We start from the raw sequence: 25,564 nt of genomic DNA, 5'->3' as shown, positions 1-25,564 counted from the left end.
AGAACACTGTGCGAGTTTGTCGTACAGTGTGCGAGACAGCTCGAACACTGTACGAGAAATCGGAGACGGACGATGTCAACACCTCACCCGCGCCGCTGGTGGGTCCTCGGGGTGCTCTGCCTGACCCTGCTGGTGCTCAGCGTCGACGCGATGATCCTCAACCTCGCGATCCCGCCGCTGATGCGCGATCTCGGCGCCACGCCGGCCGACATCCAGTGGATCCTCGACGCGTACGTCCTGGTCTTCGCCGGGTCGCTGATCACCGCTGGCGGCATGTCCGATCGCTATGGCCGGCGCCGGATGCTGGTCGTCGGTCTCGCCGTCCTCGGCGCGGCCTCGCTGTTCGCGGCCTTCGCCGGCGCGCCGTGGCTGCTGATCGCCTGCCGCGCGCTGATGGGGCTGGGTGCGGCCTTCGCCATGCCGAGCACGCTGTCGATCCTGATGACCGTCTTTCAGGGGCCGGAGCTGCGAAAGGCGATGTCCGCCTGGAGCATGGTCGCGCTGGTCGGTGTCGTCGCCGGTCCGACCGCCGGTGGTTTCCTGCTCGCGCATTTCGCCTGGAACTCGGTCTTCCTGATCAACGTGCCGCTCGCGGTCGGTGCGATCGTGGCCGCGCTGCTGGTCGTGCCGGAGTCGCGCGCGCCGGCGCGGCCGGCCGATCCGGTCGGTGCCGTCCTGTCGGTGATCGGCCTCGCGTCACTCGTCTGGGCAATTATTTCCTTGCCACACACCGGTTTTTCCACGCCGGTCGTCGGCGCTTTCCCGGTGGCCGCGATCGCGCTGACGGCCTTTGTGACCTGGGAAGTGCGTACGCCGCATCCGATGTTGCCGTTGTCGATCTTCCGCAACCGCCAGTTCAGCGGCGCCAGCCTGTCGGTCGTGCTGCTGATGTTTGCCAGCGGCGCGCTGATGCTCGGCCTCACGCAATATCTGCAGCTGGTGCTCGGCTACGGTCCGATGCTCGCCGGACTGGCCCTGCTGCCGTACGCGCTGAGTGCGGCGTTGTGCAACACGCTCGGTGTCACTCTTGGCAAGCGGCTCAGCAACCGTACGCTGGCTGTGACCGGACTCGCGGTGATCGCCGTCGCCTTCGCCATCCTCGTCCTGGTCGACGGTGTGTTCCTGCTGGTCACGGCCCTGGTCGTGATGGGTCTCGGCGCCGGCCTGGCGACTCCGGCGGTCTACGCGACGCTGATGTCGGCGATCCCGCAGGAGCACGCCGGCGTCGGCTCGGCGGTCAACGACACCATTCAGCAGTCCGGCCTGGCGCTCAGCGTCGCCGGCCTCGGCAGCCTGCTCACCGCCGGCTATTCGGCGGCGCTGCCGGTCGGCGCACCGGCGGCCGCACACGCGTCGCTGGCCGAGGCGCTCAAGCTGGCCGCCGAAACGCACTCGCCGGCATTGGCGCAGTCCGCCCGCGAAGCCTTCGTGACGGCGATGTCCTTGGTCTCGATCGCCGGCGTCATCTGCTCGATCGCCGGCGCCGTGCTGGCTTTCCTCGTCCTGCGTACGAAAACCGCCCCTGTCGTTGAGAAAGAGAAGGTCCTGGCATGAACTACGAAACCGCGGAGAAGTTGCTGCGGCACAATCGTACGAAGCTGGTCGTGGGCGCCAAGGTCCGTCCACAGTGGATCGATGGCGGAGCACGATTCTGGTATTCCACCGAGGACGACCGGACCTACGTGGTCGATCCGGCCGCCGGCACGCGCGAGCCGTACGAGCCGGAGGCCCAGGTCAGCGACCCGCTCGAGATCCGTTCACCCGATGGAAAGTCCGTCGTGTTCCTGCGTGATTTCAACCTGTGGACGCGATCGGGCGGTGAGGAACGGCAGTTGACCTTCGACGGCGACGCCGATGCCGAATATGCCGCCAACCTCGACTACATGATGCGGTCACGGCTGGCGCACAAGCTCGGCCTGGCGCACCTGCCGCCGGCGGTGAGCTGGTCGCCGGACTCGACGCGCGTACTCACTCATCGGACGAATCAGCGTGGCGTAAGGGAAACACATCTGATCGACGCGCTGCCCGACGGTGGTGGAGCGTCGGAGCTGGTGACCGTGCGCACGCCGTTTCCCGGCGACGAGACGCTGCCGGTCGCCGAGCTGGTGGTGATCGAGGTCGCCACCGGCCGGGTCAAGCGCGCTGACGCTGAGCCGTTGGCGATGCCGGTCATCTCGCCGGTCACGCAGCGGTGGGCCTGGTGGTCCGCGGACGCCGCGTACTATCTCAGCCGTACGCGCGACATGCACGAGCTGTCCCTGCACCGGCTCGACCCGTCGACCGGTGCGGTGACGCGGATCCTGGCGGAGACAGGGAAAACCCGCGTCGATCCGGCGCAGGGGATGACGCAGCGGCCGATGGTGTACGTGTTTTCCCACGGAAAAGAGCTGCTGTGGTATTCACAGCGCGACGGCTGGGGTCATCTTTACCTTTATGAGAAAGGCGAGGTGCGTCACCAGGTGACGTCGGGAGAGTGGGCCGTGCAGGAGATCCTGCGGGTCGACGAGGACGCGCGCGCGGTGTACTTCCTGGCATCCGGCCTGGTGGCCGACGACCCGTACCGCCGGTCGGTCTGCCGGATCGGTCTGGATGGCACCGGGTTCCGCCGGATCGTCGACGACGACTTCGACCATGTCGTCACAGTTTCGAAGAACGAGCGGTATTTCGTCGATTCCGCGTCCACTGTGGACACCCCACCGGTCATCGTCGTACGTGACTGGGACGGGAACGTACTGGTCGAGGTGGAGCGTGCCGACATCAGCAAGCTGCTGGCGACCGGCTGGACGCCGCCGGTGCCGTTTGTCGTCAAGGCCGACGACGGGGTGACCGACATCTTCGGCAAGCTGCACCTGCCGCACGACTTCGATCCGGCGACGAGCTATCCGGTCGTCGACCATCCGTATCCGAGTCCGCACCACCGCCGCTGCAGCGCGTCTTTCGATCCAGGCTTCGAATATCTCGACGCCGACGCGATCGCCGCGCTTGGCTTCGTTGTGATGGCGGTCGACGGACGGGGGACCGGAGGGCGCGACAAGGCGTTCCAGGACGCGTCGTACGGCCGGATCTCCGATCTACACCTGGTCGATCACGTGGCGGCGCTGCGGCAGCTGGCCGCGACCCGGCCGTGGATGGACCTCGACCGGGTCGGCGCCTTCGGCCTTTCCGGCGGCGGTCACGCGACCGTACGCGCGATGCTCGACTTTCCGGACGTTTTCAAGGTCGGCGTGGCCGAGGCCGGCAACCACGACAACCGGTTCTACCTGGCCGGCTGGGCCGAGACGTACGACGGTCCGGTCGGCGAGGCGGACTACGGCCGAGCGTCCAATGTGGACATCGCGGACCGGTTGGAAGGCAAGCTGCTGCTCGTACACGGTGGAATGGACGACAACGTCTCGCCGCAGCTGACCCTGCGGCTGGTCGAGCGGCTGATCCAGCTCGACAAGGACTTCGAGATGCTGATTGTGCCTGGCGCCGAGCACCTGTTCTTCGGCTATGAGCACTACATCAACCGGCGGAAGTGGGACTTCCTGGTGCGGCACCTGCACGGCGTCGAGCCGCCGGCATACCGGCTGACCCCGGTGCCGGTCGACTTCGACGCGATCGCCGCCCTGTTCGACTAGTTGCCCAAACCCCTCGCGATGGTCGGCGGAAATGTCGTACGCGGCGAGGACTCCGTTTTCGGGGGTCCAAAATCGGGCCGCCACAATCGGGTCCCGATTGTCGCGCAGGCCTGGACCTCGCCGACCACACCGCACAATCGGGCAAACAGCGACAAGTCAGGGCTGATACGTGCCCGTCCCGACCCAGGAATGCGCTCCGCCGTCGTCCGGTCGATACGCGGCGGCCAGGGTGCGGCCGTACGACGCGGCGATGTCGGCGGTCTCGGCGAAGTCAGGCCTCCAGCCGTGCCGGCGCAGCCAGTCGGCCGGGTGCCCGGGCGGACCGCCGAGCCACAGATCGTCACGGTCGGCACCGAAAACCGCCATCCGGGCCGCCTTCAGCGTCGGACTGTCCTCGATCTGGTCCACCGCGAGCCGGCTGCCGGCGGCGGACAGCGCGGTGACCTTCGCCAGCAGTCCGTCGGCCTGCTCGGCGGTCAGCGCGTAGATCAGGCCCTCCAGATGCCAACCGGTCGGCCGGTCCGGCGAGAAGCCGGCCTCGGTCAGCGCCGCCGGCCAGTCCTCGCGCAGGTCGACCGCGACCGGCCGGTGTTCGCTCCGCGCGGTCGCCGAGTTTTCCTTCAGTACTTGCTGTTTGAAGTCGAGGACCGCTGGCTGGTCCAGCTCGTACGTGCGCGTCCCGGCCGGCCAGTCGAGCCGGTATGGCCGGCTGTCCATGCCGGACGCCAAAATCACCACCTGCCGGCAGCCGCCGGCGGCGAAGGAGGTCAGCTGCTCGTCGAAATAGCGCGTACGTACCGAAACAATCGGTCCGAGCAGCTCGACGAAACCGGCCGTGTCGCCGGGCAGGCCGGTGCCGCCGACGGCGGCGAGGAACGCGGCGGCGTACGGGTCCTGGAAAAGGTGGTCCGGCCGGCTCGTCTCCAGCGCGCGCAACGCCGCGACGCCGAGCGAGGTGCTGCCGATGTCGTTGATCCCGCTCATGTTTCTCCCGAGATGATCGCGGACAGCCCGTGCCGGAGGTCGTCGGGCCGGGTGTCCGGAAGGAGCGCTCGCTGCACCACGTGCCCGTGCAGAGCGCCGATCAGCGTACGTGCGACCGGCCGGGTCCGCAGGCCGGCCGGCAGCAGGCCGCGGTGCCGGTATTCGGCCAGCAGGCCGGCCAGAATCCCTTCCACGGTCGCGAAAGCGCGGACAAACTGCTCGCGTACGGCCACTGACCTGGCCGCCTCGGCCCAGATCTGGATCAGCAGCCGCGGGTCGTCGCCGAACAGCGGCGACGGGTCGGTGACCAGCTGGCCGAGCAGCTCCGGCAGCGGCGGCAACGTGTCGGCGCTCTTCACCTGGTCGGCCAGCGCCGACACGTTGTCCAGCGCCTCCGCCGCGATCGCCGCGACGACCGCTTCTTTGCTGTCGAAATAACGATAGAAGCCGCCGGCCGACACCTTCGCCTCGGCGAGCAGGTCGGCCATCGAGGTGGCGTGAAAGCCGTTACGGCCGAAGCAGCGGCGAGCCGCGCCGAGGATCTGCCGCCGTCTGGCGTCCAGATGTGCCTGCGGTACGCGCGCCATGACGGCCAATATAGAACGAACATTCGCTCAGGACAAATCGGCGCCGGCATGCGACTGACCGGTCAGCCAACCGGCTATGATGCAGGCTCGCGAGCGACTTCGGAGAAACCCTCGATGGTCACTGCCACGCCTGAGGACGGCTCAGGCCTCCAGATGCAGCTGAGCGGCCGCGAGGCCGCGCTGGTCGGCAGCGCTTACCGGGTGATCAGCCGGCAGGGGGTGCACCGCACGTCCCTGCAGAACATCGCCGACGACGCGGCGGTCAGCAAGGGGCTGCTGCTCTATCACTTCAAGTCCAAGGATCAGCTGCTGCTGACCACCATGCGGTGGGCCCTGCTGCGTACGGCCGACCGGATCCGCGAGAACATCGCCAGCGTCGAGGACGACCCGCGCCGTGCCGCCGAGGCGATCATCGACGCGGTTTTCATCGGAGCGCAGCAAAACCGTGACTTCTACCTGCTCTATCTCGACTTGGTCGAGCACGCCGCGCGCGCTCCTGGGTTCAGCAACCTGTCGGTGCTGACCTCGACGATCATCAACGGCCTGTACGGCGAGATCCTGCGCGACGGCCAGAAGCGCGGCATCTTTCCGATCGCCAATGTCGAAGAGGCCGCCGCCACCATGCGCGCCTACATCGACGGTTGTTTCGTCAGCTGGTTGCAACAGCACGACTGGCGAGCGGCGTATCCGCGTTATCGCGAGATGGCGCTGAACGGCCTGCTCAGCCTTCTTGGCGTCCACAAAGGACAGTGATGGAGATACGGGTCGGCAGGGTCTACGACGAGCCGTCCAAGGACGACGGCCGGCGGGTGTTGGTCGACCGGCTGTGGCCGCGCGGCCTGCGCAAGGACTCCGGTCATTTCGACAAGTGGGCCAAGGAAGTCGCGCCGTCCGCCGAGCTGCGCAAGTGGTATGCGCACGACCCGTCCCGCAAGGCCGAGTTCGCCGACCGCTATCGCGCCGAGCTCGCCGGCAATCCGGAATGCCATCGGCTGCTGGAGGAATCCGGCGACCGGCTGACGTTGCTGACCGCCACCAAGGACGTCGACAGCAGTCATGCCGTCGTGCTCGCCGACTTCCTGCGTACGCTCACATAGAAAAACGGCCCGGCGTCGACATCTTCGTCGAGCCGGGCCGCTGGTTTTCCGGGTTAGCTCACCAGCTCCTTCTGCCGCCTGGCCTTGACCAGGCTGGCCACGATCGCGGTGGTCAGCAGCGCCACGATGACCGCCAGCGAGACCCAGATGTTGATCGGGAAGATGTCGGTCAGCAGCATCTTCGCGCCGACGAAGGTCAGCACCGCGGCCAGACCCAGCTGCAGATACGCGAAGTGCTTCATCGCGCCGGCCAGCAGGAAATAGAGCGCGCGCAGACCGAGTATCGCGAACGCGTTCGAGGTGAAGATGATGAACGCGTCAGTGGTGACACCGAAAACCGCCGGGATCGAGTCGACCGCGAAGATCAGGTCGGTCGTCTCGACCGCGATGAGCACGGCGAAAAGCGGGGTCGCGATCCATTTTCCGCCTTCGCGGACCCAGAACCTGTGTCCGCGCCAGCCTGGAACATCTTGGGTCATCGGTACGACGCGGCGTACGAACCGCAGCACCAAGTTTTTCTCCGGATCGACCTCGTCGTCGTCCTTGGACCGCGCGAGCTTGATGCCGGTGTAGACCAGGAAGGCGCCGAAGATGTAGATGATCCAGTGAAACTGGCTGATCAGCGCGCTGCCGGCGAAGATGAACACCGCGCGCATGATCAGCGCGCCGATCACACCGAAGAACAGCACGCGGTGCTGATATTGCTTCGGTACGGCGAAATACGTGAACAGCAGCGCGAAGACGAAGACGTTGTCGACCGACAGCGACTTCTCCACGACGTATGCCGCGTAGTAGGCGGCGCCGGACTCCGCGCCGAGCCCCAGCCAGACGACCCCACCGAAGGCGAGGCCGATCGCGATCCAGGCCGCGCTGGCGATGGCCGCCTCGCGGATCGAGATCTCGCGGTCGCGGCGGTGCATGAACAGGTCGACCGCGAGCATCGCCAGGATGGCGACCAGCACGGCTCCCCAGGCCCAGAGCGGCGCTGTGGTCATCAGGTGTCCCTTCCTCTCGTCTTGGTAGCTCCCATCCTTCGTTAGTCGGACCGCGCATGTTAGGTGCGAAGCAGGATGCGTATGGCATTCTTGATTGCATGAATCGCGCAAGCTGGCTCGGCGACTTCACCGCCGACCTGGCCGCCGGCCGCCGCCCCGGAAGTGCCGCGCTGCGGCGGTACGGCGACCTCGGCCGGCGTGCGAGCGACGCCGGCGTACCGCTGCCCGAGCTGGTCGACGGCTATCTGTCCGCGGCCTGGCGGCACTGGTCGCCGGAGGCCGACGGCCGCGTCGTGCTGCGCATCGTCGACGACGTCGTGTCGGCCGTGACCTCGGGATACGCCGAGGCCGGCGCGGCCTGGTCGCGGCAGGCCGAGGCGCGCCGCCGCGAGCTGGTCGACGACCTGCTGGCCGGCAGCGTCACCGAGCACACGACCGGCCAGGCCGAGGCGCTCGGCTTCCGGTTCGCGCGGCCGCACGTCCTGCTGGCGGCCGCCGCCGGGCGCGAGCTCACCGACGCCGACCCGGTCGCGCGCGTGCTCCGCGACGGCCTGCACCGGCGTACGCGCGAGCCGGTGCTCGCGGCGGCCAAGGACGGCGTGCTGGTGGTGTTGCTGCCGGTCGGATCGGCCGCACCGATGAGTCCGGTGGCGCTGACCCGGCCGGCCGTCGACGTCTCCGAGCTGGCGGCGCTCGCGTACGAGCTGGTGCGCGACGCCGAGCCGGGCCGGTGGCGAGTCGTGAGTGGCCGGCCGCGGCCAACCGCCACGGCGGTCGCGGCGAGCTGGCAGGAGGTGCGACAAACCCTTGAACTGGCGGCGAAACTGGCGCTTCCCGACCCGGTCGTGCCGGCCGTGCGGGTCGACGCGCACCGGCTGATCGCCGCCGATCCCGTCGCCGCGTCACGGCTGGCCGCCGACGTGTTCGGTGCGTTGGAGTCCGTCCGCGGCGGCGCCTTTCCCCTTGTCGAGACGGTTTTGGCGGTGCTCGACCATGGCGGCAACACCGCCGCCGCCCGCGCTTTGCACGTCAGCGTACGAACGGTCCTCTATCGCCTGGAGCGAGTCGCCGAGCTGACCGGTCTGAGCCTCGACGATCCTGCCGACCGCTTCACGCTGTACGTCGCGGCGATGACCGTTCGGCTTGGTTTTACCCGAAATAAACCCCGGTCGCGACGACCTGTGTCAGCCGCGGCCGGGGTGGCAGAGGGGCAACCCTGACTGGTTGTTCAGCGCAACATAGCAGGTCACGCGCAGAACGAGCAAAACGGGGGTTGCGGACTGACCGACCGTTCAGGGTAGTCTCGGCGGCATTCCCGGCGAGCGCGCTCGGAGGCGGCCATGACACGCTTCAACATCTCGACCCTGGTCGACCGCAACCTGTCCGCCGGCCGCGCCGACAAGGTCGCCATCCAAGCCGGCGACGAGCAGGTGACCTACGCCGAGCTGCACGCTCGCGTGTGCGCCGCGGGCTCCGCGCTGACCCATCTTGGCGTACGCCGCGAACAGCGCGTGCTGTTGATTCTGGACGATTCGCCGGACTTTCCGGCCGTTTTCCTCGGCGCCGCGCGGATCGGCGCGGTGCCGGTGCCGGTCAACCCGGCGCTGAACATCGACGACTACCGGTTTTTCCTGGCCGACAGCTATGCCGAGATCGCCGTCGTCGAGGCCGCCCGGTTCGAGCAGTTGGCGCCGGTGCTGGCCGAGGCCGGCGTACGCGCCGTGGTCGCCGGCGGCGAAGGCGAGCTGGCGCTCGCCGAGCTGATGGCCAGCCATGCCGGCGAGATCCCGCCGCTGGACACGCATGCCGAGGACATGGCTTTTTGGCTCTACAGCTCGGGTTCGACCGGCCGGCCGAAAGGTGTGGTGCACTCGCACGGCGACCTGCTGGTGACCTGTGAGACGTACGCGGACAAGGTCCTGCGCATCACCGAGGACGACGTGACTTTCTCGTCCACCAAGCTCTATCACGCGTACGGCATGGGCAACGGCATGTCGTTTCCTTACTGGGCGGGCGGTTCCTCGGTGCTGATGCGCGGCCGGCCCAAGCCGGAGGCCGTGCTCGACACCGCGGAGAGATTCCGGCCGACGCTGTTTTTCTCTGTTCCGACGCTCTACAACGCGATGCTGCGCGTGGACAAGCGCGACCTGTCGTCCGTACGGCTGTGCGCGTCGGCCGCCGAGCCGCTGCCAGCCGGCATCTGGCAACGCTGGCACGACACCTACGGCCTGACCATCCTGGACGGCATCGGCTCCACCGAGATGCTGCACATTTACTGCTCCAACACCGAAACCAAGCTGCGGCCGGGCTCCAGCGGCAAGCCGGTGCCCGGCTATGAGGTGAAGCTGGTCGGCATGGACGGCGGTCCGGTCGGTGTCGACGAGCCGGGAAACCTCTACGCCAAGGGTGCCAGCGCGCTCGACTTCTACTGGCACCGCAGGGAAAAGACCCGCCAGGCTCTGCATGGCGAGTGGTTTTTCACCGGCGACCGCTACACCCGCGACGCGGACGGCTTCTTCTGGTATTCCGGCCGTGCCGACGACATGATGAAGATCGGTGGCCTGTGGGTCTCGCCGATCGAGATCGAAAACGCGCTGATCGACCATCCGCTGGTCGCGGAGGTGGCGATCGTCGCCGTGTCGGTCGACGGATTGGCGCGGATAAAGGCTTTCGTCGTGCTGCAGGAGGCGCAGCCGTCGGACGCGCTGGTCGTGGATCTGCAGGAGTGGTGCAAAAAGCGGCTGCAGCGCTATCAGTTTCCGCATTTCGTGGAGTTCACCGCCGACCTGCCGAAGACCGCGACCGGCAAGATCCAGCGGTTCAAGCTGCGGGATGCCGCGTCTTGACTGGCAAACTGGTCACGATGGCCGAGGCCGCCGCGCTGGTCGCGGACGGCAGCAGTGTCGCATGTGGACTCGCGCTGGAGGCGGCGATCCCGTTCGCCTTCACGCATGAGCTGATCCGGCAGCGCAAGCGCGGCTTGCGGATGATCGGCCCGATCGCCGACGCCGTCTTCGACCAGCTGGTCGGAGCCGGCTGCGTGGCCGAGATCGAGGCGGCCTGGATCGGAAACGTGACGACCGGCGCCGGCTATTGCTTCCAACGGGCGGTGCGAGCAAAGGAAATCTCCGTGCGGCAGCACTCCAACCACACGCTGTCGTTGGCGTTGCAGGCAGCCGTGTCCGGGGTGCCGTATCTGCCGACGCGTACGGCGCTCGGCACCGACATCGCCGTCAACCACGACGGCTTCACCACCGTACGGTGCCCGTTCACCGACCAGGTGCTGCTGGCCGTACGCGCTGTCCGTCCGGATGTCGCCGTCGTCCACGTGCAGCGCGCCGACGCGCGGGGAAACGCGCACGCCTGGGGAAATCTCGGCATCACCGTCGAAGCGGTGCACGCGGCGCGTACGGTCATCGTCATCGCCTCCGACATCGTGCCTTCCGAGGTCATCAGAGAGCGTCCTGAGCTGACCCTGGTGCCAGGAGCGTTCGTCGACGCCGTGGTGCACTGTCCCGGTGGCACGCATCCGGCGCCACTGCTCGGATATGCCGAGCACTCGCCGGAAACGTATCGCTCCTACGGGAAAGCCAGCGCGACCGTCGAAGGCTTCCAGGAATGGCTGCGGGAGTGGGTCCTGGACGTGCCGGACCGGGCCGCGTATCTGGAGAAACTGTGAGCACGTACACGCGACGCGAGCTGATGGTCGCCTGTGCGGCGGCGCAGATCGCCGACGGCGAGGTCGTCTTTGTCGGGATGCGGTTGCCATTGCTGGCATTCGCGACCGCCGTGCTGACACATGCGCCGGATGCCACCGGATTCTTCGAAAACGGCGTCGTCCGCGACACACCGCCGGACGGCATGGTCGTGACGATGAGCGACACGCCCAACCTCGCCGGCGCGCTGGCCAGCGGCCGGATGGGGATGGTGATGAACCCGCTCGCGGCCGGTCGGGTGGCGGCCGGTTTCCTTGGTGGAGCGCAGATCGACCGCTTCGGCAACCTCAACACGACGTTCGTACGGCCGGACGTCCGGCTGCCCGGCAGCGGCGGCGCCTGCGACATCGCCTCGGCCGCCAGGCGGCTTCTGGTGATCATGCCGCACCAGCCGCGCCGGTTCGTGTCCAAAGTGGACCATCTGACCAGCCCCGGATATGGCGACGGCGCCGGCTGGCGCTGCCGCGTCGGCCTGCCGCCGCTGGAGTCGGTCACCGTGATCACCACTCGCGCGATCATGCGCCGCACCGAGCACTCCGACGGATTTTCCTTGCTGAGCGTACATCCGGGCGAGTCCGCCGACGCCGTACTGGCCGACACCGGCTGGGAGTGGGTCGATTCCGCGCCGGAGACGACCGCCGAGCCGGCTCCGGAGGTGCTGGCCGCCATCCGCCGCCTCGACCCGACCGGCTTCTGGACTTCTGACAGTTAGGGCAATCGGTGAGACACTGACGGCATGGCCGAGCGGGATCGCGACGAACAGGGCCGGGCACGCAACGCGCGACCGCGTGACGCGCTCGGCCGGCCGCTGCCGTATGGCGTGCCGGGGATCGCGACGATGCCTGACGATCTCGACCTGCCGCCGGAGGACAGCCTGCGGCTGGCGCAGAAACTGCTCGACGAGGGCCGGCCGTTCCACGCGCACGAGGTGCTGGAGGCGGCCTGGAAGTCCGCGCCGGAGCGGGACCGCGAGCTGTGGAAGGGGTTGGCGCAGCTCGCCGTCGGATTCACGCATGTCCGGCGTGGCAACGAAAAAGGCGCGATCACGCTGCTGTCCCGCGCGGTGCAACGGATCTCCGGCTATCCGGACCCGCCGCACGGCATCGCCGCCGCGCGACTGACCGACCACGCCGGCGACCTCATCGACCGCATCGAGCGCGACGGCTTGCAAAGCATCACCGCGGCGAGATTGCGTCCAAAGCTGAAAACTTGACCTCGACGCCACCTGAGGTTGCAGAATCTCCAGGTGACCGTTGACCTGGCGACCGGCAGGCTGGCCCCGTATTGGCGCGTGTTGGCCGATCCGGTGCTGCGCCGCGTCCTGCCTGGCTATCTGGTGTCGGCGCTCGGCGACGGCATGTCGGTGGTCGCGGTGGCCTGGCTGGCGATCCAGATCTCGCCGGTGTCCGAGCGCGGCGTGTGGACCGGCCTCGCGGTCGCCGCGTACGCGCTGCCCGCGACGGTCGGAGCGGCGATGCTCGGCCGGTTCGTACGCTCGTTGCCGAGCGCGCGGCTCATGGCGCTCGACGCGATTCTGCGCGCCGCCGCGCTTGGCGCGGTGGCGGTTCTCGGCGCGACCGGCCTGCTGCGTCCGGCGGTTTACGTCGCGCTGCTGGCGATGTCGGCGCTGCTGCACGCATGGGGCAGCGCCGGCGCGTTCTCGCTGGTCGCCGAGCGGCTGACCGGCCCGGAGCGGGTCACCGGCAACGCCGTCCTGTCCACCGCCAGCCAGGCGTCGGTCATCGTCGGCCCGGCGATCGCCGGCGGCGTCATCGCTTTGACCGGTCCGGCCTGGGTCATCGGCATCGATGCACTGACTTTTATGGTTTTGGCGGTGTTTTGCTGGCGTATTCCGGCGAAACGCGCGGCGGAGCCGACGAAAGCCAGCGGTTTACGCGTCATCGCCGGCAACCGCCAGCTGATCGGACTGCTGGCGATCACCTGCGTCTTCTACTTCCTCTACGGTCCGGTCGAGGTCGCGTTGCCGCTGCATGTCGTCGAGGACATGCACGGAAATGCCGGACTTCTCGGCGTGCTGCTGGCGGTTTTCGGGGTCGGAGCGCTGATCGGCGGCCTGTCCACCGGCCTCCTGCCGCGAAAGTCACCATGGTTGCTGGTGGTCGCGATCATCGTCGGCTGGGGTGCTGCGCTGTTGCCGGTGGGGTTTTTCAGCTCGGTGCTGCCGGTGATGCTCGGGCTCGGCTTCGGCGGCCTGATCTACGGACCGTACACGGCGATGAGCACCGAGCTTTTCCAACAGGTCAGCCCGCCCGACGCGCTGACCGCGGTGCTCGCGACGCGCACGGCGCTGGTGATCCCGGCGGTGTCACTCGGCACGATGGCCGGTGGACCGATCGTCAACGTCCTCGGCCCGGCGCCGACGCTGGTCACCTCGGCGGCCCTGACGATCGGCCTCGGCGGCATCCTCGGCCTTGCCGTGTTGTCAGAGCCTGTTGGTAAACGGTGGCACGCGATAGCCGAGCCCAAACGCCGCCTGCCGGCACCGGACGAAACCCCACCATAGCTGCTATTTGGGGCTCCGCCCGGCACCGGCAGAGCGACGTTTGGATCTCGACTCTCACGCACCACCGTTTACCAACAGGCTCTTACCAGTGAATTCCGCGCGTCACCCGCATCAGCGCGGCCGCCGCGCGCGACAGCTGCCGCTCGCCCTTGCCCAGCTTCAGTTTTCCCTCGCCGCCGGCCGCGGTGGAGTCGGGGAAGATCCGATAGCCCTGGTAGGCGATGGCGTCGACCAGGTCCGGACTGATCGCGTACGCGAGCTGCATCACGAAACCGACGCCCGTGCCGATGTGTTTCGGCCGCTCCTCCAGCGCTTTGATGATCATGTCGGCGGCCTGGTCCGGAGATTTCGCCGGAAACGCGTCGTAAATCTTGGTCGGCCGGATCATCGGCGTGCGGACGAGCGGCATGTGCACGGTCGTGAACGTGACACCGTCGCCGAAGGTCTCGGTAGCCACCACCTTGCTGAACTGGTCGAGCGCACTTTTCGACGCAACGTACGCGGAAAACCGCGGCGCGATGCCCTGCACGCCGATCGACGACACGTTCACGATGTGGCCGAACTTTCGCTCGGTCATGTGCGGCAGCAGCGCGAGAATCAGCCGCAGAGCACCGAAATAGTTGATCGCCATCGCGCGCTCGTAGTCGTGGAACCGGTCGTACGACAGCTTCACGGACCGCCGGATCGACCGGCCGGCGTTGTTGACCAGCATGTCGATCGCCGGCTGTTCGTTGAGCATCTGCTCGACGGTCTTGTCGACCGCCTCGGGATCGGTGAGATCACAGGGATAGGCGTACGCGGCGCCGCCGGCGGCCTGGATTTCCGCCTTGACCTCGGCCAACTCGTCGGCACGGCGGGCGACCAGCAGCGGGATGCCGCCTTCCGCCGAGACTTTCAGCGCGGTGGCGCGGCCGATGCCGGAGGAGGCGCCGGTGATGACGATCCGGCGGCCGTCCAGCCGGGTGCGCCCGTGGTGCGCGCGGGCGCGGAACGGATCGAGATGTTCGCGCCAGTAACGCCACAGCGCGGGTGCGTAGGACTCCAGCGGTGGCACACGGATTTCGGTGTCAGCCAACGCGCGGCGGGTCGAGGAGCTGTCGAAAATCGACGGAAAGGTCAGCACCGACAGCACCGGCGGCGGAATGCCGAGCCAGTCGAGCACTCCGTCGCGCACCAGCGTCGACCCAGGCACGTACTCGGTGAGTTTTGCCAGCTCCACCAACGGTTTGCTGACCTGGCGCGGCAGCTCCGCGGTGATTCGCGGCGCACCGGCCGCCTTGGCGAACGCGTTGTAAACGTCGGCCACCGGCTGCGGATCCGGGTTGGTCAGGTGGAAAACCTGGCCGTCGAGGCCGTCCGCGTGCGCGATGTGCACCAGCGCGGCGGCGACGAAATCCACCGGCACGATGTTGGTCGAGCCGATGTCCGGGAAAACCACCGGAAGCGAGGGAAAACCGGCCAGTCTGGCGATCGCCGGCAGGAAATAGTACGGCCCGTCGATCTTGTCCATCTCGCCGGTCACCGAATGACCGACCACCACCGCCGGCCGGTAGATCCGCCACGGCACCGCCTGTTGCTCGCGCACCAACTCCTCGGCGGCGAACTTCGTACGGTGATAAGGCGTCACCAGCCGCTGGCCGGCGTCGAACATGTCCTCGGCGAACTTTCCGCGGTAGTCGCCGGCGACCGCGACCGACGAGATGTGGTGCAGCCGGCCGACGCGCAGGTCGGCCGCCAGCTCCAGCACGTGCCGCGTACCGTCCACATTGGCCTCGACGCTGGTCGCGTTGTCGGCGGCCAGGTCGTAGAGCGCGGCGGCGTGGATCAGGTGGTCGACCTGGCCGGTGAGCGACGCGCGGTCGGCCTCCGACAGGCCGAGGTGGTCCTCGGCGATGTCGCCGATCAGCAGCCGGATCCGGTCGTGGCCGGGCAGGCCGCGGATCTGCTCGGCCAGCCGCGCGCGGGACCTTTCGCGTACCAGCAAGGCGATCTCGCCGGCGTCCGGCCGCTCCGCGAGCAGCTTGACGACATGCCGGCCGATCAGACCGGTCGCGCCGGTCACCAGATACGTCCCCATCGCCGTTCCCCCTGATCGTGGCCGCATTGCCGGTCTCTACGGTGCCACAACGTCGCGGTGCTGGCGAGTGCGCCGGATGAGGAGCTCGGCGACGATCAGGTTGACGATCCACCCCAACGTCTGGCCGATCGGGATCATCGTCGACACCGATGCGGGATTGGCTCCACCAAAGGGAATCTGCGCGACCAGGAAGACCGGAATGAGGATGCGCGAGGTCACCGCGAGAAAAGTCAGCGCATAGTTGCGCATCATCCACGCGCGGTGGCTGGCGAAGTCGCGCCGCCGAGCGGCTCGGTAGGCGAGTCCGGCGGTGACCAGCCACAGGACCGCCGCGGTGATCAGGCCGGCCTCGGTGAGCGGACTGCCGGACCAGATCGCGACCGGGACCACCGCGATCGCCGACGGCAGCACGCCGGCGAGGAGATAGATCCGGCCGAGCGTACGGTGGATCCGCCTACGTGCGCGTATCCACGGCACGAACTGCAGTGGTCCGACGACAAGCGCGACCGCGGCGGTGAAGATGTGCGCGACCAGCACGAAATACTGCAGGCCGCCGCGCACGGCTATGCGGCTGTTGGCAATGTCGAGGCCCAGGTAGGGATATGTGAGCACCAGGGCGAAAATCACCGCGACGGCGAACAGCGGCCATTTGGTCCGCGCCATGCTCAGGCCCGTCGGCTCACGAACATCGACATGACGCCGGTGACCACGGCGAACGCCAGTCCGAGCGCCATCACCGAAACGCCGACGATCGTGCCGGCGTTTCCGGACCGGAAGTTGATCGCGAACTGACCCGCGGCGACACCGCCGAACAGGATCCACGCCGAGATCAACACCGAGAAGATCGGAGCCCACCGGCGGCCGGAGACCAGCACGACCAGCGCCGCGCATGCCACGATGAAGATGATCCCCGGCGGAAACAGCCCAAACTTCGGCGGATCGGCGGCCCACTGGACGAGCAGTCCGGCGACGGCGACGGCCAGACCGACTAACGACAGTTTCGTCGCCTTTGGCTCTGCTCCAAACCGCGCGGCGATCTTTCCGAACATCATTTCTCCTTTGGTTTTGCGACGTACGCCGCGGCCAGTCCGCAGACGATCGCCGCGGCGAAACTCAGCATTTGCAGCCACGCGATGAAAAACTCGACGCCGGCCGAGGCGGCCGACGAAACCGGCGTCGGCGAAGCCGCCGAACAGGAAGAAGGCCGACATGGCCACCGCCAGCAGCGGCATGAAACGCCATCGCACCACCGCGACCAGCATGGAGACAGGCCTAGGGTCTGGTTCGGAGTGGGATTTCGAAACAGACCCTGGATAGATCAGCGGCCCCGGTCCGTCGTATCCGGCCAGCAGGCTGCCGGACGCGACGATCTCCGGCCCGGCGTCACCGACCGCGGCCAGGACGAGTGCGCCGCAGGTCGCCACGATCCACCGCGTTTGTCTTGTCATGGCAACGACTATCCGGCCTGCGACGGACGGCCGCGTCAGCTCGGCAACGCATCCGGCGTACGCAAACCTGCGCAGCTGGACGTACGCGGACCCGCGTATCGTCCGCAGCTTCCGTTACGAGGTCGCGACCGAGACGGAGAACGAATAGCGGGACGCGCGATAGAGATGATGGCCGTATTCGACCGGCGTGCCGCGTTCGTCGTACGCGACGCGGCTCATCGTCAGCAGCGCGGCTCGCCGGCTTTCGCCAAGCGCCGCCGCCTCCGAGGCGCTCGCATTCTTGGCGCCGATCGTCTGCGACGCCGTCGTGAGCCGGATTCCGGACGCCTTCAGCAGCTCGTAGAGGCCGGCCTTTTCCAGCTCCTCAACGGAAAGCTTGACGAGCGTGTCGGGCAGATAGTTGGTCAGCAGCGCCAGCGGCTCGCCTTGGGCGTATCGCAGCCGGCGCAGCCGTACGACCGCTGCGCCGGGCTCGACCTGGAGATGATGGGCGACGGCGTCGTCGGCTAGCAGGTTTTCCAGTGACAGTACGGAAGTTGTCGGCGCCTGGCCGGCCGCGGTCAGGTCGTCGTAGAGGCTGGTCAGCTCGACGGCACGGCGTACGCGGTTGGCGACCACCTCGGTGCCGACGCCGCGTTTGCGTACCAGCAGGCCCTGGTCGACCAGATACTGGATGGCCTGCCGCATCGTCGGCCGGGACAGGCCGAGCGTGCTGGCCAGCTGGATCTCGTTGTCCAGCCGCGATCCGGTCGGCAGCTCGCCACTCTCGATGGCGGCCTGCAGTTGCTCGGCGACCTGGAAGTAGAGCGGCACCGGGCTGGACCGATCCACCCGCAGCGTGGGGACGACCATCCGGACTCCGTCGCTGTGAGGACGTCAATATGTCAGGACAAACTATTGACCTTGCCGGCCGGGTCCGCAACCCTGTGAACGGTGTCACGGCGAGGAGAGGGCGGGCGCGGGATGCGAATCGGAGTGGCCGGAACCGGACGGATCGGCAGTTTCCATGCGGAAACTCTGCGCGGCCAGCCGGAGATCGAGTCGATCGTGGTGGCCGACGTCGACGCGGCCAGAGCGCGCCAGTTGGCCGAGAAGCTCGGCGTCGAGGCCGTGGACACCGTCGACGAGCTGTTCACCAGTGGCATCGACGCGCTGGTGATCACCGCCGCGACCAGCGCGCACGCCGGCCTGATCCGGCAGGGTATCGACGCCGGAGTCGCCGTTTTCTGCGAAAAACCGGTGTCCCAGGACGTGCCGAGTACGCGCGACGTGCTGGCCAGGGGCGCCGAGACCGGCACGCCGGTGCAGATCGGTTTCCAGCGCCGGTTCGACCGCGGATATGGCCGCGTACGCGAGGCCGTCCGGTCCGGCGAGCTCGGCTGGATCCACACGATGCGCGCGATGACCGCCGACGCCTCGCCGCCGCCGGCCGCGTACGTGCCGCTGTCCGGCGGCCTTTATCGCGACTGCTCCGTGCACGATTTCGACATCGTCCGGTGGGTCACCGGCGCGGAGGTCGAGTCGGTGTACGCGCTCGGCAGCAACCAGGGTGAGAAGTTTTTCGGCGATGCCGGCGATGTGGACACCGCGGTGGCGGCTCTCAAGCTGGACAACGGAATCCTGGTGACCGTCTCGGCGACGCGCTACAACGGCGCCGGTCACGACGTACGGCTGGAGGTGTGCGGTTCGGCCGGTGGCCTGGTCGTCGGCCTGGACGACCGCGCGCCGCTGTTCTCCGCCGAGCCGTCGGTTTCCTGGCAGCAGGCCGAAACGCCGTACCAGACCTTCCTGGAACGCTTCCACGACGCGTATCTGGCCGAGCTGCGCGCCTTCGTCGACGTGGTCGCCGGCCGCCGGCCGAGTCCGTGCACGGTGGACGACGCGCTGCAGGCGTTCTACATTGCCGAGGCGTGTCAGCTTTCCCAGGACACCGGCCGGCCGGTGCGGCTCGCGGAGGTAAAAGCGTGACGTACGAAGTGCTGACGATGGGCCGGATCGGCGTGGACATCTATCCACAGCAGATCGGCGTCAGTCTCGACGAGGTCACCTCTTTCGGCAAATATCTCGGTGGCAGCGCGACAAACGTCGCGGTCGCCGCGGCGCGTTATGGCCGCCGGTCGGCCGTCATCACGCGCACTGGCGCGGATCCGTTCGGGAAGTTCATCCACACCGCCCTGCGCGGCTACGACGTGGACGACGTCTTTGTCAGTGACGTGCCGTCCCTTCCGACGCCGGTCACGTTCTGCGAGATCTTCCCGCCGGACGATTTTCCGATCTATTTCTACCGTTATCCGAAAGCGCCGGACCTGGAGCTGACCAACACGGCGGACGAGCTGACCGCCATCGAGGCGGCGGACATCTTCTGGGTCACCGTGACCGGCCTGTGTCAGGAGCCGAGCCGGCAGACGACGCTGGACGCGCTGAAGCGCCGCGACCGGTCCGGCATCACCGTGCTCGACCTGGACTATCGTCCGATGTTCTGGGAATCCAGGGAGCAGGCGCGCGCGATCGTCCAGCAGGCGCTACCGTACGCGTCCGTGGTAGTAGGAAATCTGGACGAGTGCGACACGGCCGTCGGGTCCCGCGAGCCGGCGCAGGCGGCGAGTTTGCTGCGCGACTACGGGGTTTCGCTGGCTGTCGTGAAACAGGGGCCGCGCGGCGTGCTCGCGGTCGACGACAAGGGGTCGGTCGAGGTGCCGCCGGTGCCGGTCGAGGTGGTCAACGGCCTCGGCGCCGGCGACGCGTTCGGCGGTGCGCTCTGCCATGGCCTGCTGGCCGGCTGGGACACCGAGCGGATCATGCGGTTTGGCAACGCCGCCGGCGCGATCGTCGCGTCCCGGCTGGCGTGTTCGGACGCGATGCCGACCGAGTCCGAAGTGGACGGTCTCGTTGCCGGCTAAGGATCTGGACGAGGTCCTCGAGCTGCGCATCCGCGAGCCCGAGGCGGTGGTCAGTGCTGCGCTGGAGCGGCGGCGCCGATTATGGCTGCCGGAAGGCCAAAACAACCTGATGATCATCGCCGCTGACCATCCGGCGCGTGGCGCTTTGCGCGCCGGCGACCGGCGGATGGCCATGGCCGACCGGCGTGACCTGATCGGCCGGCTGCGGATCGCGCTGGAACGGCCGGGGGTCGACGGCATTCTCGGCACCGCGGACATCATCGAGGACCTGCTCCTGCTCGGAGCGTTGGAAGACAAGATCGTGCTCGGTTCGATGAACCGCGGCGGCCTGGCCGGCACCGTTTTCGAGATCGACGACCGGTTCACCTCCTACACCGCCGAGTCGATCGTACGGATGGGCCTGGACGCGGGAAAAATGCTGCTGCGGATCGACCCGAAGGACCCGGCGACGGTGCGGACGCTGGAGTCCTGCGCTCGCGCGGTCGACGAGCTCGCCGCCGCCGGGCTGCCGGCGGTGGTCGAGCCGTTCCTGTCGCACCGTGTGGAGGGCCACGTACGCAACGATCTCTCGCCCGAAGCGATGATCCGCGCGATCTCGGTCGCCTCCGGCCTCGGCGGCACGTCCGCGTACACCTGGCTGAAAGTGCCGGTGGTGGCCGAAATGGAGCGCGTGATGCGGGCGTCGACGCTGCCGGCGCTGCTGCTCGGCGGCGAGGTGCCGGAGCGACCGGAGGAGACTTTCGAGTGCTGGCAGGAAGCGCTGGCACTGCCGACCGTACGCGGGCTGGTGGTTGGTCGGTCGCTGCTCTATCCCGCCGACGACGACGTGCTGACCGCGGTCGACACGGCGGTCGGCCTGCTATCGAAGGGAAACTGACGTGGAGTCGATTCGGCTCACCGCCGGACAGGCGCTGGTCCGGTTCCTCAGCCGGCAGTGGACCGAGCGCGACGGCGTCGAGCAGCGGCTTTTCGCCGGCTGCTTCGGCATTTTCGGCCACGGCAACGTCGCCGGCTTTGGCCAGGCGCTGCTGGAACACCAGCTCTCAGGTGACTCCGAGGCCCTGCCTTACTATCTGGCCCGCAACGAGCAGGCGATGGTGCACGCCTCGGTCGGCTTCGCGCGGATGCGCGACCGACTGTCCACATTGGTCTGTACGAGCTCCATCGGTCCCGGCGCCACCAACATGGTCACCGGCGCCGCGCTCGCCACGATCAACCGTATCCCGGTTTTGCTGCTGCCGAGCGACACGTTTGCCACGCGGGTCGCCAATCCGGTGTTGCAGGAGCTGGAAGATCCGCGGTCGTACGATGTCACCGCCAACGACGCGTTTCGTCCGGTCAGCCGGTTCTTCGACCGGATCAACCGGCCGGAGCAGCTGATCCCGGCGGCGCTCGGCGCCGTACGCGTGCTGACCGATCCGGCCGAGACCGGCGCCGCGACGCTGGCATTTCCGCAGGACGTGCAGGCTGAGGCGTACGACTGGCCGGCCGAGTTCTTCGAGCGTCGCGTGTGGACGGTCGCGCGTGCCAGGCCGGACTCCTCCGTGCTTTCGCGTGCCGTCGAGAAAATCCGCGCGTCAAAGCGGCCGGTCATCGTCGCTGGTGGCGGTGTGATCTACTCCGGCGCGACCGGCGAGCTGGCCGCGCTGGTCGAGCAGACCGGCATTCCGGTCGGCGAATCGCAGGCAGGCAAGGGATCGCTGCGTTGGGACCATCCGGCCTCGCTCGGTGCGATCGGCGCGACCGGCACGTCCGCGGCGAACGCGATCGCCAACGAGGCCGACCTGGTGATCGGCGTCGGCACGCGTTACAGCGACTTCACCACCGCCTCGAACTCGGTGTTCGCCAACGAAAACGTCGAGTTCGTCAACATCAACGTCAGTGGCTTCGACGCGGCGAAGCAGTCCGCGCTGATGGTCACGGCCGACGCTCGCGAGGCGCTGTCCGAGCTGCGGGGCGGGTTGGCCGGCTGGCGCGTGGATCCGGCGTATGTGCATCGCGTCGCCGACCTTTCCGCTCGTTGGCAGCGATCCGTCGATGACCTCTACGCCGGTGCCGGCGAGGTCGTCTCGCAGGCCGCCGTTCTCGGTGCGGTCAACGACGCCACCGGCGACCGTGACGTCGTCATCAACGCAGCCGGCAGCATGCCTGGGGACCTGCACAAGCTGTGGCGTACGACCGATCCGAAGCAGTATCACGTCGAATACGGCTATTCCTGCATGGGCTACGAGATCGCCGGCGGCCTCGGCGTGAAGCTGGCCGCGCCCGACCGCGAGGTGTTCGTGTTGGTCGGCGACGGGTCGTATCTGATGATGAGCCAGGAGATCGTCACCGCGGTCGCCGAAGGCGTCAAGCTGACCATCGTATTGGTGCAAAACCACGGATTCGCGTCGATTGGTTCGCTCTCGGAGTCGGTCGGGTCGCAACGTTTCGGCACCAACTATCGCTATCGCAATCCGGAGACCGGCATGCTCGACGGCGACCGGCTGCCGGTCGACCTCGCTGCCAATGCCGCCAGCCTCGGCGCACAGGTGTTGCGTGCCAGCTCGATCGAGGAGTTTCGGAAAGCGTTGGAGACGGCCAAAGCCTGCGACGTGACGACCGTCGTACATGTCGAGACCGACCCGGGTGCCGCCGGACCGGAGTCCACCGCGTGGTGGGACGTACCGGTGGCCGAGACGTCCACTTTGGACTCGACTCGGCAGGCACGAGCCAACTACGAGAAGGAAAAACGCGTCCAGCGTCGTTACCTCTGACAACAGGAGGACCCTGTCATGCACCGATCGCGTCTCGTCGTCGTGGCTCTGGCGGCAATGCTCGTCGTCGCCGGCTGCAGCAGCTCCGGTGGCAAGCAGCAGGAACAGGGGGCCGGCGGCGTGGGAGCCGGCAAGGCCAACACGCCGCCGCTGAAGATCGCGTTCGTCACGCACTCGGCTCAGGGCGACACCTTCTGGGATGTCGTACGAAAAGGAGCGCAGGCGGCGGCCGCGAAGGACAACGTGACGCTGCTCTATTCGTCGGACGCAAGCGCGCCAAACCAGGCGACGCTGGTGCAGAACGCCATCGACCAGAAGGTGGACGGCATCGCCGTCACACTCGCGACGCCGGCCGCGATGCAGGAGGTCGTGGGCAAGGCGGTCGCGGCGAAGATCCCGGTCGTCGGCCTGAACGCCGGCATCGCCGACTGGAAACGCTTTGGCATGCTGGAATACTTCGGCCAGGACGAGTCGGTCGCCGGCCAGGCCTTCGGCAGCAAGCTCGCCGGCCTCGGCGCGAAACACGTGCTGTGCGTCATCCACGCGCAGGGACAGGTGCAGCTGGAGGACCGGTGTGCCGGGCTGAAGAAGACGTTGACCAGCGGCACGGCGGAAAACCTGTATGTCAACGGCGCCGACCTGCCGTCGGTGCAGAGCACGATCACCGGCAAGCTGCAGCAGGACAAGTCGATCGACTATGTCGTGACGCTCGGCGCGCAGTTTGCCACCACCGCGGTCACCTCGGTCAAAAACGCCGGCAGCAAGGCGAAAATCGCGACCTTCGACCTGAACAACGAGCTGATCGCGGCGATCAAGAGCGGCAGCATCCAGTTTTGCGTCGACCAGCAGCCGTATCTGCAGGGCTACCTGGCGGTCGACGCCCTGTGGCTCTACAAGGTCAACGGCAACGTGACCGGCGGCGGCCAGGCCGTACTCACCGGACCGACGTTCGTCGACAAGTCCAACGTCGATCAGGTTTCCAAGTTTGCCACCGCTGGCACGCGCTGATGACTGTCCTGACGAAAGACGCGCCACCGGCCGCGCGGCCGTCGACCGACCGGGTGCTGCGCCGGTTTCTCGCTCGGCCGGAGGTCGGCTCGCTGCTCGGCGCGGTCGTGGTGTTCGGATTTTTCTTCGCCATCGCACCGCCTTTCCGGCAGGTCGACTCGATGGCGACGGTGCTCTACCAGAGCGCGACGATCGGCCTGATGGCCGTACCGGTGGCGTTGTTGATGATCGGCGGCGAGTTTGACCTGTCGGCCGGTGTGTCGGTGACGACCTCCGCGCTGTGTGCCGCGATGTTCAACTACCAGCTCAACACCAACGTGTGGGTCGGCATCGTCGTGTCGCTGGTTTTGGCACTGGGGATCGGTTTCCTCAACGGCTATCTGGTGATGCGGACGAAGCTGCCGAGCTTTCTGATCACGCTGGCCACTTTCCTTATGCTGCAAGGGCTGAACCTCGCGATCACCAAGCTGCTCTCAGGCGGTGTGGCGACCAACGACATTTCCAACATGGACGGCTTCGCTGGGGCTCGCGCCGTTTTCGCCGCGCAGATCCCGATCGGCGGTGGTGCGCAGCTCAGCATCGCGGTCGTCTGGTGGCTGGTGTTCGTGGCGATCGCGACCTGGATCCTGCTGCGTACGCGCCAAGGCAACTGGATCTTCGCCGTCGGCGGCAAGCAGGACAGCGCTCGTGCCGTCGGTGTGCCGGTCGTGCGCACCAAAATCGGCCTGTTCATGGCGGTCGGTTTCACCGCGTGGTTCAGCGGAATGCACCTGCTTTTCGCCTTCAATACCATCCAGTCGGGTCTCGGTGTCGGCAACGAGCTGCTCTACATCGCCGCCGCGGTGATCGGCGGCTGCCTGCTCACCGGCGGATTTGGCTCGGCGGTCGGTTCGGCGATCGGTGCGCTGATTTTCGGCATGACGACGCAGGGGATCGTCTATGCCGGCTGGAACCCCGACTGGTTCAAGTTTTTCCTCGGCGCCACCCTGTTGTTGGCGACCCTGGTCAACATCTGGGTCCGGATCAGGGCGGTGCGCAAATGACTGTGCCAACCGTACGACTCAGCGGGATCGGCAAGCGTTATGGCAATGTCACCGCGCTCGACGGTGTGTCGCTGGAGGTCTCGCAAGGCGAGGTGACCTGCATTCTCGGCGACAACGGTGCCGGCAAGTCGACGCTGATCAAGATCGTGTCCGGGCTGATCCCGGCGGATTCCGGCACGTACGAGGTGAGCGGTGAGGCCGTCCACTTCGCCACGCCGCGAGAGGCGCTGGCGCGCGGCATCGCGACGGTCTACCAGGATCTGGCGTTGGTGCCGTTGATGCCGGTGTGGCGCAACTTCTTCCTCGGCTCGGAGATCACCAAGGGTCGCGGCCCGTTGCGGCGGCTGGACATTCCGGCGATGCGGCGTACGGCCGACGCCGAGCTGCGCAAAATGGGAATCGCACTGTCCGATGTGGACCAACCGATCGGCACACTGTCCGGTGGTCAGAGCCAATGTGTGGCAATCGCACGAGCCATCTATTTCGGTGCCAAGATCCTGATCCTCGACGAGCCGACGGCCGCGCTCGGTGTCAAGCAGTCGGGGGTGGTGCTGAAATACATCGCCGCGGCGCGCGATGCTGGCATCGGGGTGATTTTCATCAGCCACAATCCGCATCACGCCTATCTGGTTGGTGACCGGTTCATCATCCTCAACCGCGGCGGCCTTGCCATGAACGCGACACGCGACGAGATCACGCTGCCGGAGCTCACACACCAGATGTCCGGCGGCAGCGAGTTGGAGGCATTGGAACACGAACTCGCTCGTTGAGCGCTCACTGGTTGAGGTTGACGACGTACGTGCGGCGGA

Annotated in this window: 24 protein-coding genes; 17 read left to right on the top strand and 7 right to left on the bottom strand. The window is 67.5% G+C overall.

Going from position 1 to position 25,564, the window contains the following annotated elements:
• Positions 1 to 72: 72 nt before the first annotated feature.
• Both GNX95_RS33970 and GNX95_RS33965 read left to right on the top strand, forming a co-directional pair.
• Positions 73 to 1,554: an MFS transporter gene (locus tag GNX95_RS33970; protein WP_163511729.1), complete on the top strand. Its 1,482-nt coding sequence runs from the start codon at positions 73 to 75 to the stop codon at positions 1,552 to 1,554.
• Positions 1,551 to 3,620 carry a S9 family peptidase gene (locus GNX95_RS33965; protein WP_163511728.1) on the top strand — a complete coding sequence of 690 codons (2,070 nt, stop codon included), beginning with the start codon at positions 1,551 to 1,553 and terminating at the stop codon, positions 3,618 to 3,620. The genes GNX95_RS33970 and GNX95_RS33965 overlap by 4 nt, the downstream gene beginning before the upstream one ends.
• 156 nt (positions 3,621 to 3,776) lie before the next feature.
• Here the strand turns inward: GNX95_RS33965 and GNX95_RS33960 are convergent, their stop codons facing one another.
• A complete protein-coding gene (locus GNX95_RS33960) occupies positions 3,777 to 4,604 on the bottom strand; it encodes an SAM-dependent methyltransferase (protein ID WP_163511727.1) in 828 nt (275 codons plus the stop codon).
• Complete coding sequence (locus tag GNX95_RS33955) at positions 4,601 to 5,191, bottom strand: TetR/AcrR family transcriptional regulator (protein WP_163511726.1); 591 nt, start codon at positions 5,189 to 5,191, stop codon at positions 4,601 to 4,603. The genes GNX95_RS33960 and GNX95_RS33955 overlap by 4 nt, the downstream gene beginning before the upstream one ends.
• A gap of 114 nt (positions 5,192 to 5,305) precedes the next feature.
• Here GNX95_RS33955 and GNX95_RS33950 point away from each other — a divergent pair, with 114 nt between their 5' ends.
• Together GNX95_RS33950 and GNX95_RS33945 are read left to right on the top strand one after the other, a co-directional pair.
• Positions 5,306 to 5,944 carry a TetR/AcrR family transcriptional regulator gene (locus tag GNX95_RS33950; RefSeq protein WP_163511725.1) on the top strand — a complete coding sequence of 213 codons (639 nt, stop codon included), beginning with the start codon at positions 5,306 to 5,308 and terminating at the stop codon, positions 5,942 to 5,944.
• Positions 5,944 to 6,288: a DUF488 domain-containing protein gene (locus tag GNX95_RS33945; RefSeq protein ID WP_163511724.1), complete on the top strand. Its 345-nt coding sequence runs from the start codon at positions 5,944 to 5,946 to the stop codon at positions 6,286 to 6,288. The genes GNX95_RS33950 and GNX95_RS33945 overlap by 1 nt, the downstream gene beginning before the upstream one ends.
• Before the next feature lie 53 nt (positions 6,289 to 6,341).
• Here GNX95_RS33945 and GNX95_RS33940 read toward each other — a convergent pair whose 3' ends face one another.
• Positions 6,342 to 7,283, bottom strand: coding sequence for a TerC family protein (locus GNX95_RS33940; protein ID WP_187369736.1), 942 nt, complete (start codon positions 7,281 to 7,283; stop codon positions 6,342 to 6,344).
• A 98-nt stretch (positions 7,284 to 7,381) separates the two neighbouring features.
• On the opposite strand from GNX95_RS33940, the gene GNX95_RS33935 reads away from it, so the two are divergent.
• The 6 genes from GNX95_RS33935 to GNX95_RS33910 all read left to right on the top strand — a co-directional run bounded on the left by GNX95_RS33935 (position 7,382) and on the right by GNX95_RS33910 (position 13,523).
• Positions 7,382 to 8,503, top strand: a complete 1,122-nt coding sequence (locus tag GNX95_RS33935) for a PucR family transcriptional regulator (RefSeq protein ID WP_163511723.1) — start codon at positions 7,382 to 7,384, stop codon at positions 8,501 to 8,503.
• Between the two features lie 120 nt (positions 8,504 to 8,623).
• The gene (locus GNX95_RS33930) at positions 8,624 to 10,129 is read left to right on the top strand and encodes a benzoate-CoA ligase family protein (RefSeq protein WP_163511722.1); all 1,506 of its coding nucleotides are present in this window, start codon (positions 8,624 to 8,626) and stop codon (positions 10,127 to 10,129) included.
• Positions 10,126 to 10,962, top strand: a complete 837-nt coding sequence (locus GNX95_RS33925) for a CoA transferase subunit A (RefSeq protein WP_163511721.1) — start codon at positions 10,126 to 10,128, stop codon at positions 10,960 to 10,962. The genes GNX95_RS33930 and GNX95_RS33925 overlap by 4 nt, the downstream gene beginning before the upstream one ends.
• Positions 10,959 to 11,711, top strand: coding sequence for a CoA-transferase subunit beta (locus GNX95_RS33920; RefSeq protein ID WP_222854118.1), 753 nt, complete (start codon positions 10,959 to 10,961; stop codon positions 11,709 to 11,711). Before GNX95_RS33925 ends, GNX95_RS33920 begins: the two co-directional genes overlap by 4 nt.
• Before the next feature lie 24 nt (positions 11,712 to 11,735).
• Positions 11,736 to 12,212 (top strand): DUF309 domain-containing protein, encoded by a 477-nt coding sequence (locus tag GNX95_RS33915; RefSeq protein ID WP_163511719.1) that lies wholly within the window; start codon positions 11,736 to 11,738, stop codon positions 12,210 to 12,212.
• A gap of 33 nt (positions 12,213 to 12,245) precedes the next feature.
• A complete protein-coding gene (locus GNX95_RS33910) occupies positions 12,246 to 13,523 on the top strand; it encodes an MFS transporter (RefSeq protein ID WP_222854117.1) in 1,278 nt (425 codons plus the stop codon).
• Positions 13,524 to 13,605: 82 nt separating this feature from the next.
• Here GNX95_RS33910 and GNX95_RS33905 read toward each other — a convergent pair whose 3' ends face one another.
• The 4 genes from GNX95_RS33905 to GNX95_RS33885 form a co-directional block, all read right to left on the bottom strand.
• Positions 13,606 to 15,600 carry an SDR family oxidoreductase gene (locus GNX95_RS33905; protein WP_163511718.1) on the bottom strand — a complete coding sequence of 665 codons (1,995 nt, stop codon included), beginning with the start codon at positions 15,598 to 15,600 and terminating at the stop codon, positions 13,606 to 13,608.
• 36 nt (positions 15,601 to 15,636) lie between these two features.
• On the bottom strand, positions 15,637 to 16,263 hold the full coding sequence (locus GNX95_RS33900; protein WP_163511717.1) for a DUF2306 domain-containing protein: 627 nt from the start codon (positions 16,261 to 16,263) through the stop codon (positions 15,637 to 15,639).
• Positions 16,264 to 16,265: 2 nt separating this feature from the next.
• Positions 16,266 to 17,048, bottom strand: a complete 783-nt coding sequence (locus tag GNX95_RS42780; RefSeq protein ID WP_222854116.1) for a hypothetical protein — start codon at positions 17,046 to 17,048, stop codon at positions 16,266 to 16,268.
• A 114-nt stretch (positions 17,049 to 17,162) separates the two neighbouring features.
• A complete protein-coding gene (locus GNX95_RS33885) occupies positions 17,163 to 17,900 on the bottom strand; it encodes a GntR family transcriptional regulator (RefSeq protein ID WP_163511715.1) in 738 nt (245 codons plus the stop codon).
• Positions 17,901 to 18,011: 111 nt separating this feature from the next.
• Here GNX95_RS33885 and GNX95_RS33880 point away from each other — a divergent pair, with 111 nt between their 5' ends.
• From GNX95_RS33880 to GNX95_RS33850, 7 genes are read left to right on the top strand one after another with little or no spacing between them, the layout of a single operon-like run.
• Positions 18,012 to 19,016 carry a Gfo/Idh/MocA family oxidoreductase gene (locus GNX95_RS33880; RefSeq protein ID WP_187369735.1) on the top strand — a complete coding sequence of 335 codons (1,005 nt, stop codon included), beginning with the start codon at positions 18,012 to 18,014 and terminating at the stop codon, positions 19,014 to 19,016.
• A complete protein-coding gene (iolC, locus tag GNX95_RS33875) occupies positions 19,013 to 19,948 on the top strand; it encodes a 5-dehydro-2-deoxygluconokinase (protein WP_281356982.1) in 936 nt (311 codons plus the stop codon). The genes GNX95_RS33880 and iolC overlap by 4 nt, the downstream gene beginning before the upstream one ends.
• A 46-nt stretch (positions 19,949 to 19,994) precedes the next feature.
• Positions 19,995 to 20,825 (top strand): Cgl0159 family (beta/alpha)8-fold protein, encoded by an 831-nt coding sequence (locus tag GNX95_RS33870; protein WP_246281883.1) that lies wholly within the window; start codon positions 19,995 to 19,997, stop codon positions 20,823 to 20,825.
• Between the two features lies 1 nt (position 20,826).
• Complete coding sequence (gene iolD / locus GNX95_RS33865) at positions 20,827 to 22,704, top strand: 3D-(3,5/4)-trihydroxycyclohexane-1,2-dione acylhydrolase (decyclizing) (protein WP_163511713.1); 1,878 nt, start codon at positions 20,827 to 20,829, stop codon at positions 22,702 to 22,704.
• An 18-nt stretch (positions 22,705 to 22,722) separates the two neighbouring features.
• Positions 22,723 to 23,712 carry a sugar ABC transporter substrate-binding protein gene (locus tag GNX95_RS33860; RefSeq protein ID WP_163511712.1) on the top strand — a complete coding sequence of 330 codons (990 nt, stop codon included), beginning with the start codon at positions 22,723 to 22,725 and terminating at the stop codon, positions 23,710 to 23,712.
• Positions 23,712 to 24,755: an ABC transporter permease gene (locus GNX95_RS33855; protein ID WP_163511711.1), complete on the top strand. Its 1,044-nt coding sequence runs from the start codon at positions 23,712 to 23,714 to the stop codon at positions 24,753 to 24,755. The genes GNX95_RS33860 and GNX95_RS33855 overlap by 1 nt, the downstream gene beginning before the upstream one ends.
• Entirely contained in the window at positions 24,752 to 25,525 is a 774-nt protein-coding gene (locus GNX95_RS33850) for an ATP-binding cassette domain-containing protein (RefSeq protein ID WP_163511710.1), read from the top strand. Before GNX95_RS33855 ends, GNX95_RS33850 begins: the two co-directional genes overlap by 4 nt.
• Positions 25,526 to 25,564 lie beyond the last annotated feature (39 nt).

The sequence above is a fragment of the Fodinicola acaciae genome, from assembly GCF_010993745.1.
GTDB classification, from domain to species: Bacteria; Actinomycetota; Actinomycetes; order Mycobacteriales; family HKI-0501; genus Fodinicola; species Fodinicola acaciae.
Note: the sequence above shows the minus strand (reverse complement) of the source record. Positions and strands in the feature narration are given on the sequence as shown.

Bases quoted from the DNA above. Each gene is read 5' to 3' on its own strand.
- GNX95_RS33970 (WP_163511729.1), top strand. From the start codon at position 73: ATGTCAACACCTCACCCGCGCCGCTGGTGGGTCCTCGGGGTGCTCTGC.
- GNX95_RS33965 (WP_163511728.1), top strand. From the start codon at position 1,551: ATGAACTACGAAACCGCGGAGAAGTTGCTGCGGCACAATCGTACGAAG.
- GNX95_RS33960 (WP_163511727.1), bottom strand. From the start codon at position 4,604: ATGAGCGGGATCAACGACATCGGCAGCACCTCGCTCGGCGTCGCGGCG.
- GNX95_RS33955 (WP_163511726.1), bottom strand. From the start codon at position 5,191: ATGGCGCGCGTACCGCAGGCACATCTGGACGCCAGACGGCGGCAGATC.
- GNX95_RS33950 (WP_163511725.1), top strand. From the start codon at position 5,306: ATGGTCACTGCCACGCCTGAGGACGGCTCAGGCCTCCAGATGCAGCTG.
- GNX95_RS33945 (WP_163511724.1), top strand. From the start codon at position 5,944: ATGGAGATACGGGTCGGCAGGGTCTACGACGAGCCGTCCAAGGACGAC.
- GNX95_RS33940 (WP_187369736.1), bottom strand. From the start codon at position 7,283: ATGACCACAGCGCCGCTCTGGGCCTGGGGAGCCGTGCTGGTCGCCATC.
- GNX95_RS33935 (WP_163511723.1), top strand. From the start codon at position 7,382: ATGAATCGCGCAAGCTGGCTCGGCGACTTCACCGCCGACCTGGCCGCC.
- GNX95_RS33930 (WP_163511722.1), top strand. From the start codon at position 8,624: ATGACACGCTTCAACATCTCGACCCTGGTCGACCGCAACCTGTCCGCC.
- GNX95_RS33915 (WP_163511719.1), top strand. From the start codon at position 11,736: ATGGCCGAGCGGGATCGCGACGAACAGGGCCGGGCACGCAACGCGCGA.
- GNX95_RS33905 (WP_163511718.1), bottom strand. From the start codon at position 15,600: ATGGGGACGTATCTGGTGACCGGCGCGACCGGTCTGATCGGCCGGCAT.
- GNX95_RS33900 (WP_163511717.1), bottom strand. From the start codon at position 16,263: ATGGCGCGGACCAAATGGCCGCTGTTCGCCGTCGCGGTGATTTTCGCC.
- GNX95_RS42780 (WP_222854116.1), bottom strand. From the start codon at position 17,048: ATGACAAGACAAACGCGGTGGATCGTGGCGACCTGCGGCGCACTCGTC.
- GNX95_RS33885 (WP_163511715.1), bottom strand. From the start codon at position 17,900: ATGGTCGTCCCCACGCTGCGGGTGGATCGGTCCAGCCCGGTGCCGCTC.
- GNX95_RS33880 (WP_187369735.1), top strand. From the start codon at position 18,012: ATGCGAATCGGAGTGGCCGGAACCGGACGGATCGGCAGTTTCCATGCG.
- GNX95_RS33860 (WP_163511712.1), top strand. From the start codon at position 22,723: ATGCACCGATCGCGTCTCGTCGTCGTGGCTCTGGCGGCAATGCTCGTC.
- GNX95_RS33855 (WP_163511711.1), top strand. From the start codon at position 23,712: ATGACTGTCCTGACGAAAGACGCGCCACCGGCCGCGCGGCCGTCGACC.
- GNX95_RS33850 (WP_163511710.1), top strand. From the start codon at position 24,752: ATGACTGTGCCAACCGTACGACTCAGCGGGATCGGCAAGCGTTATGGC.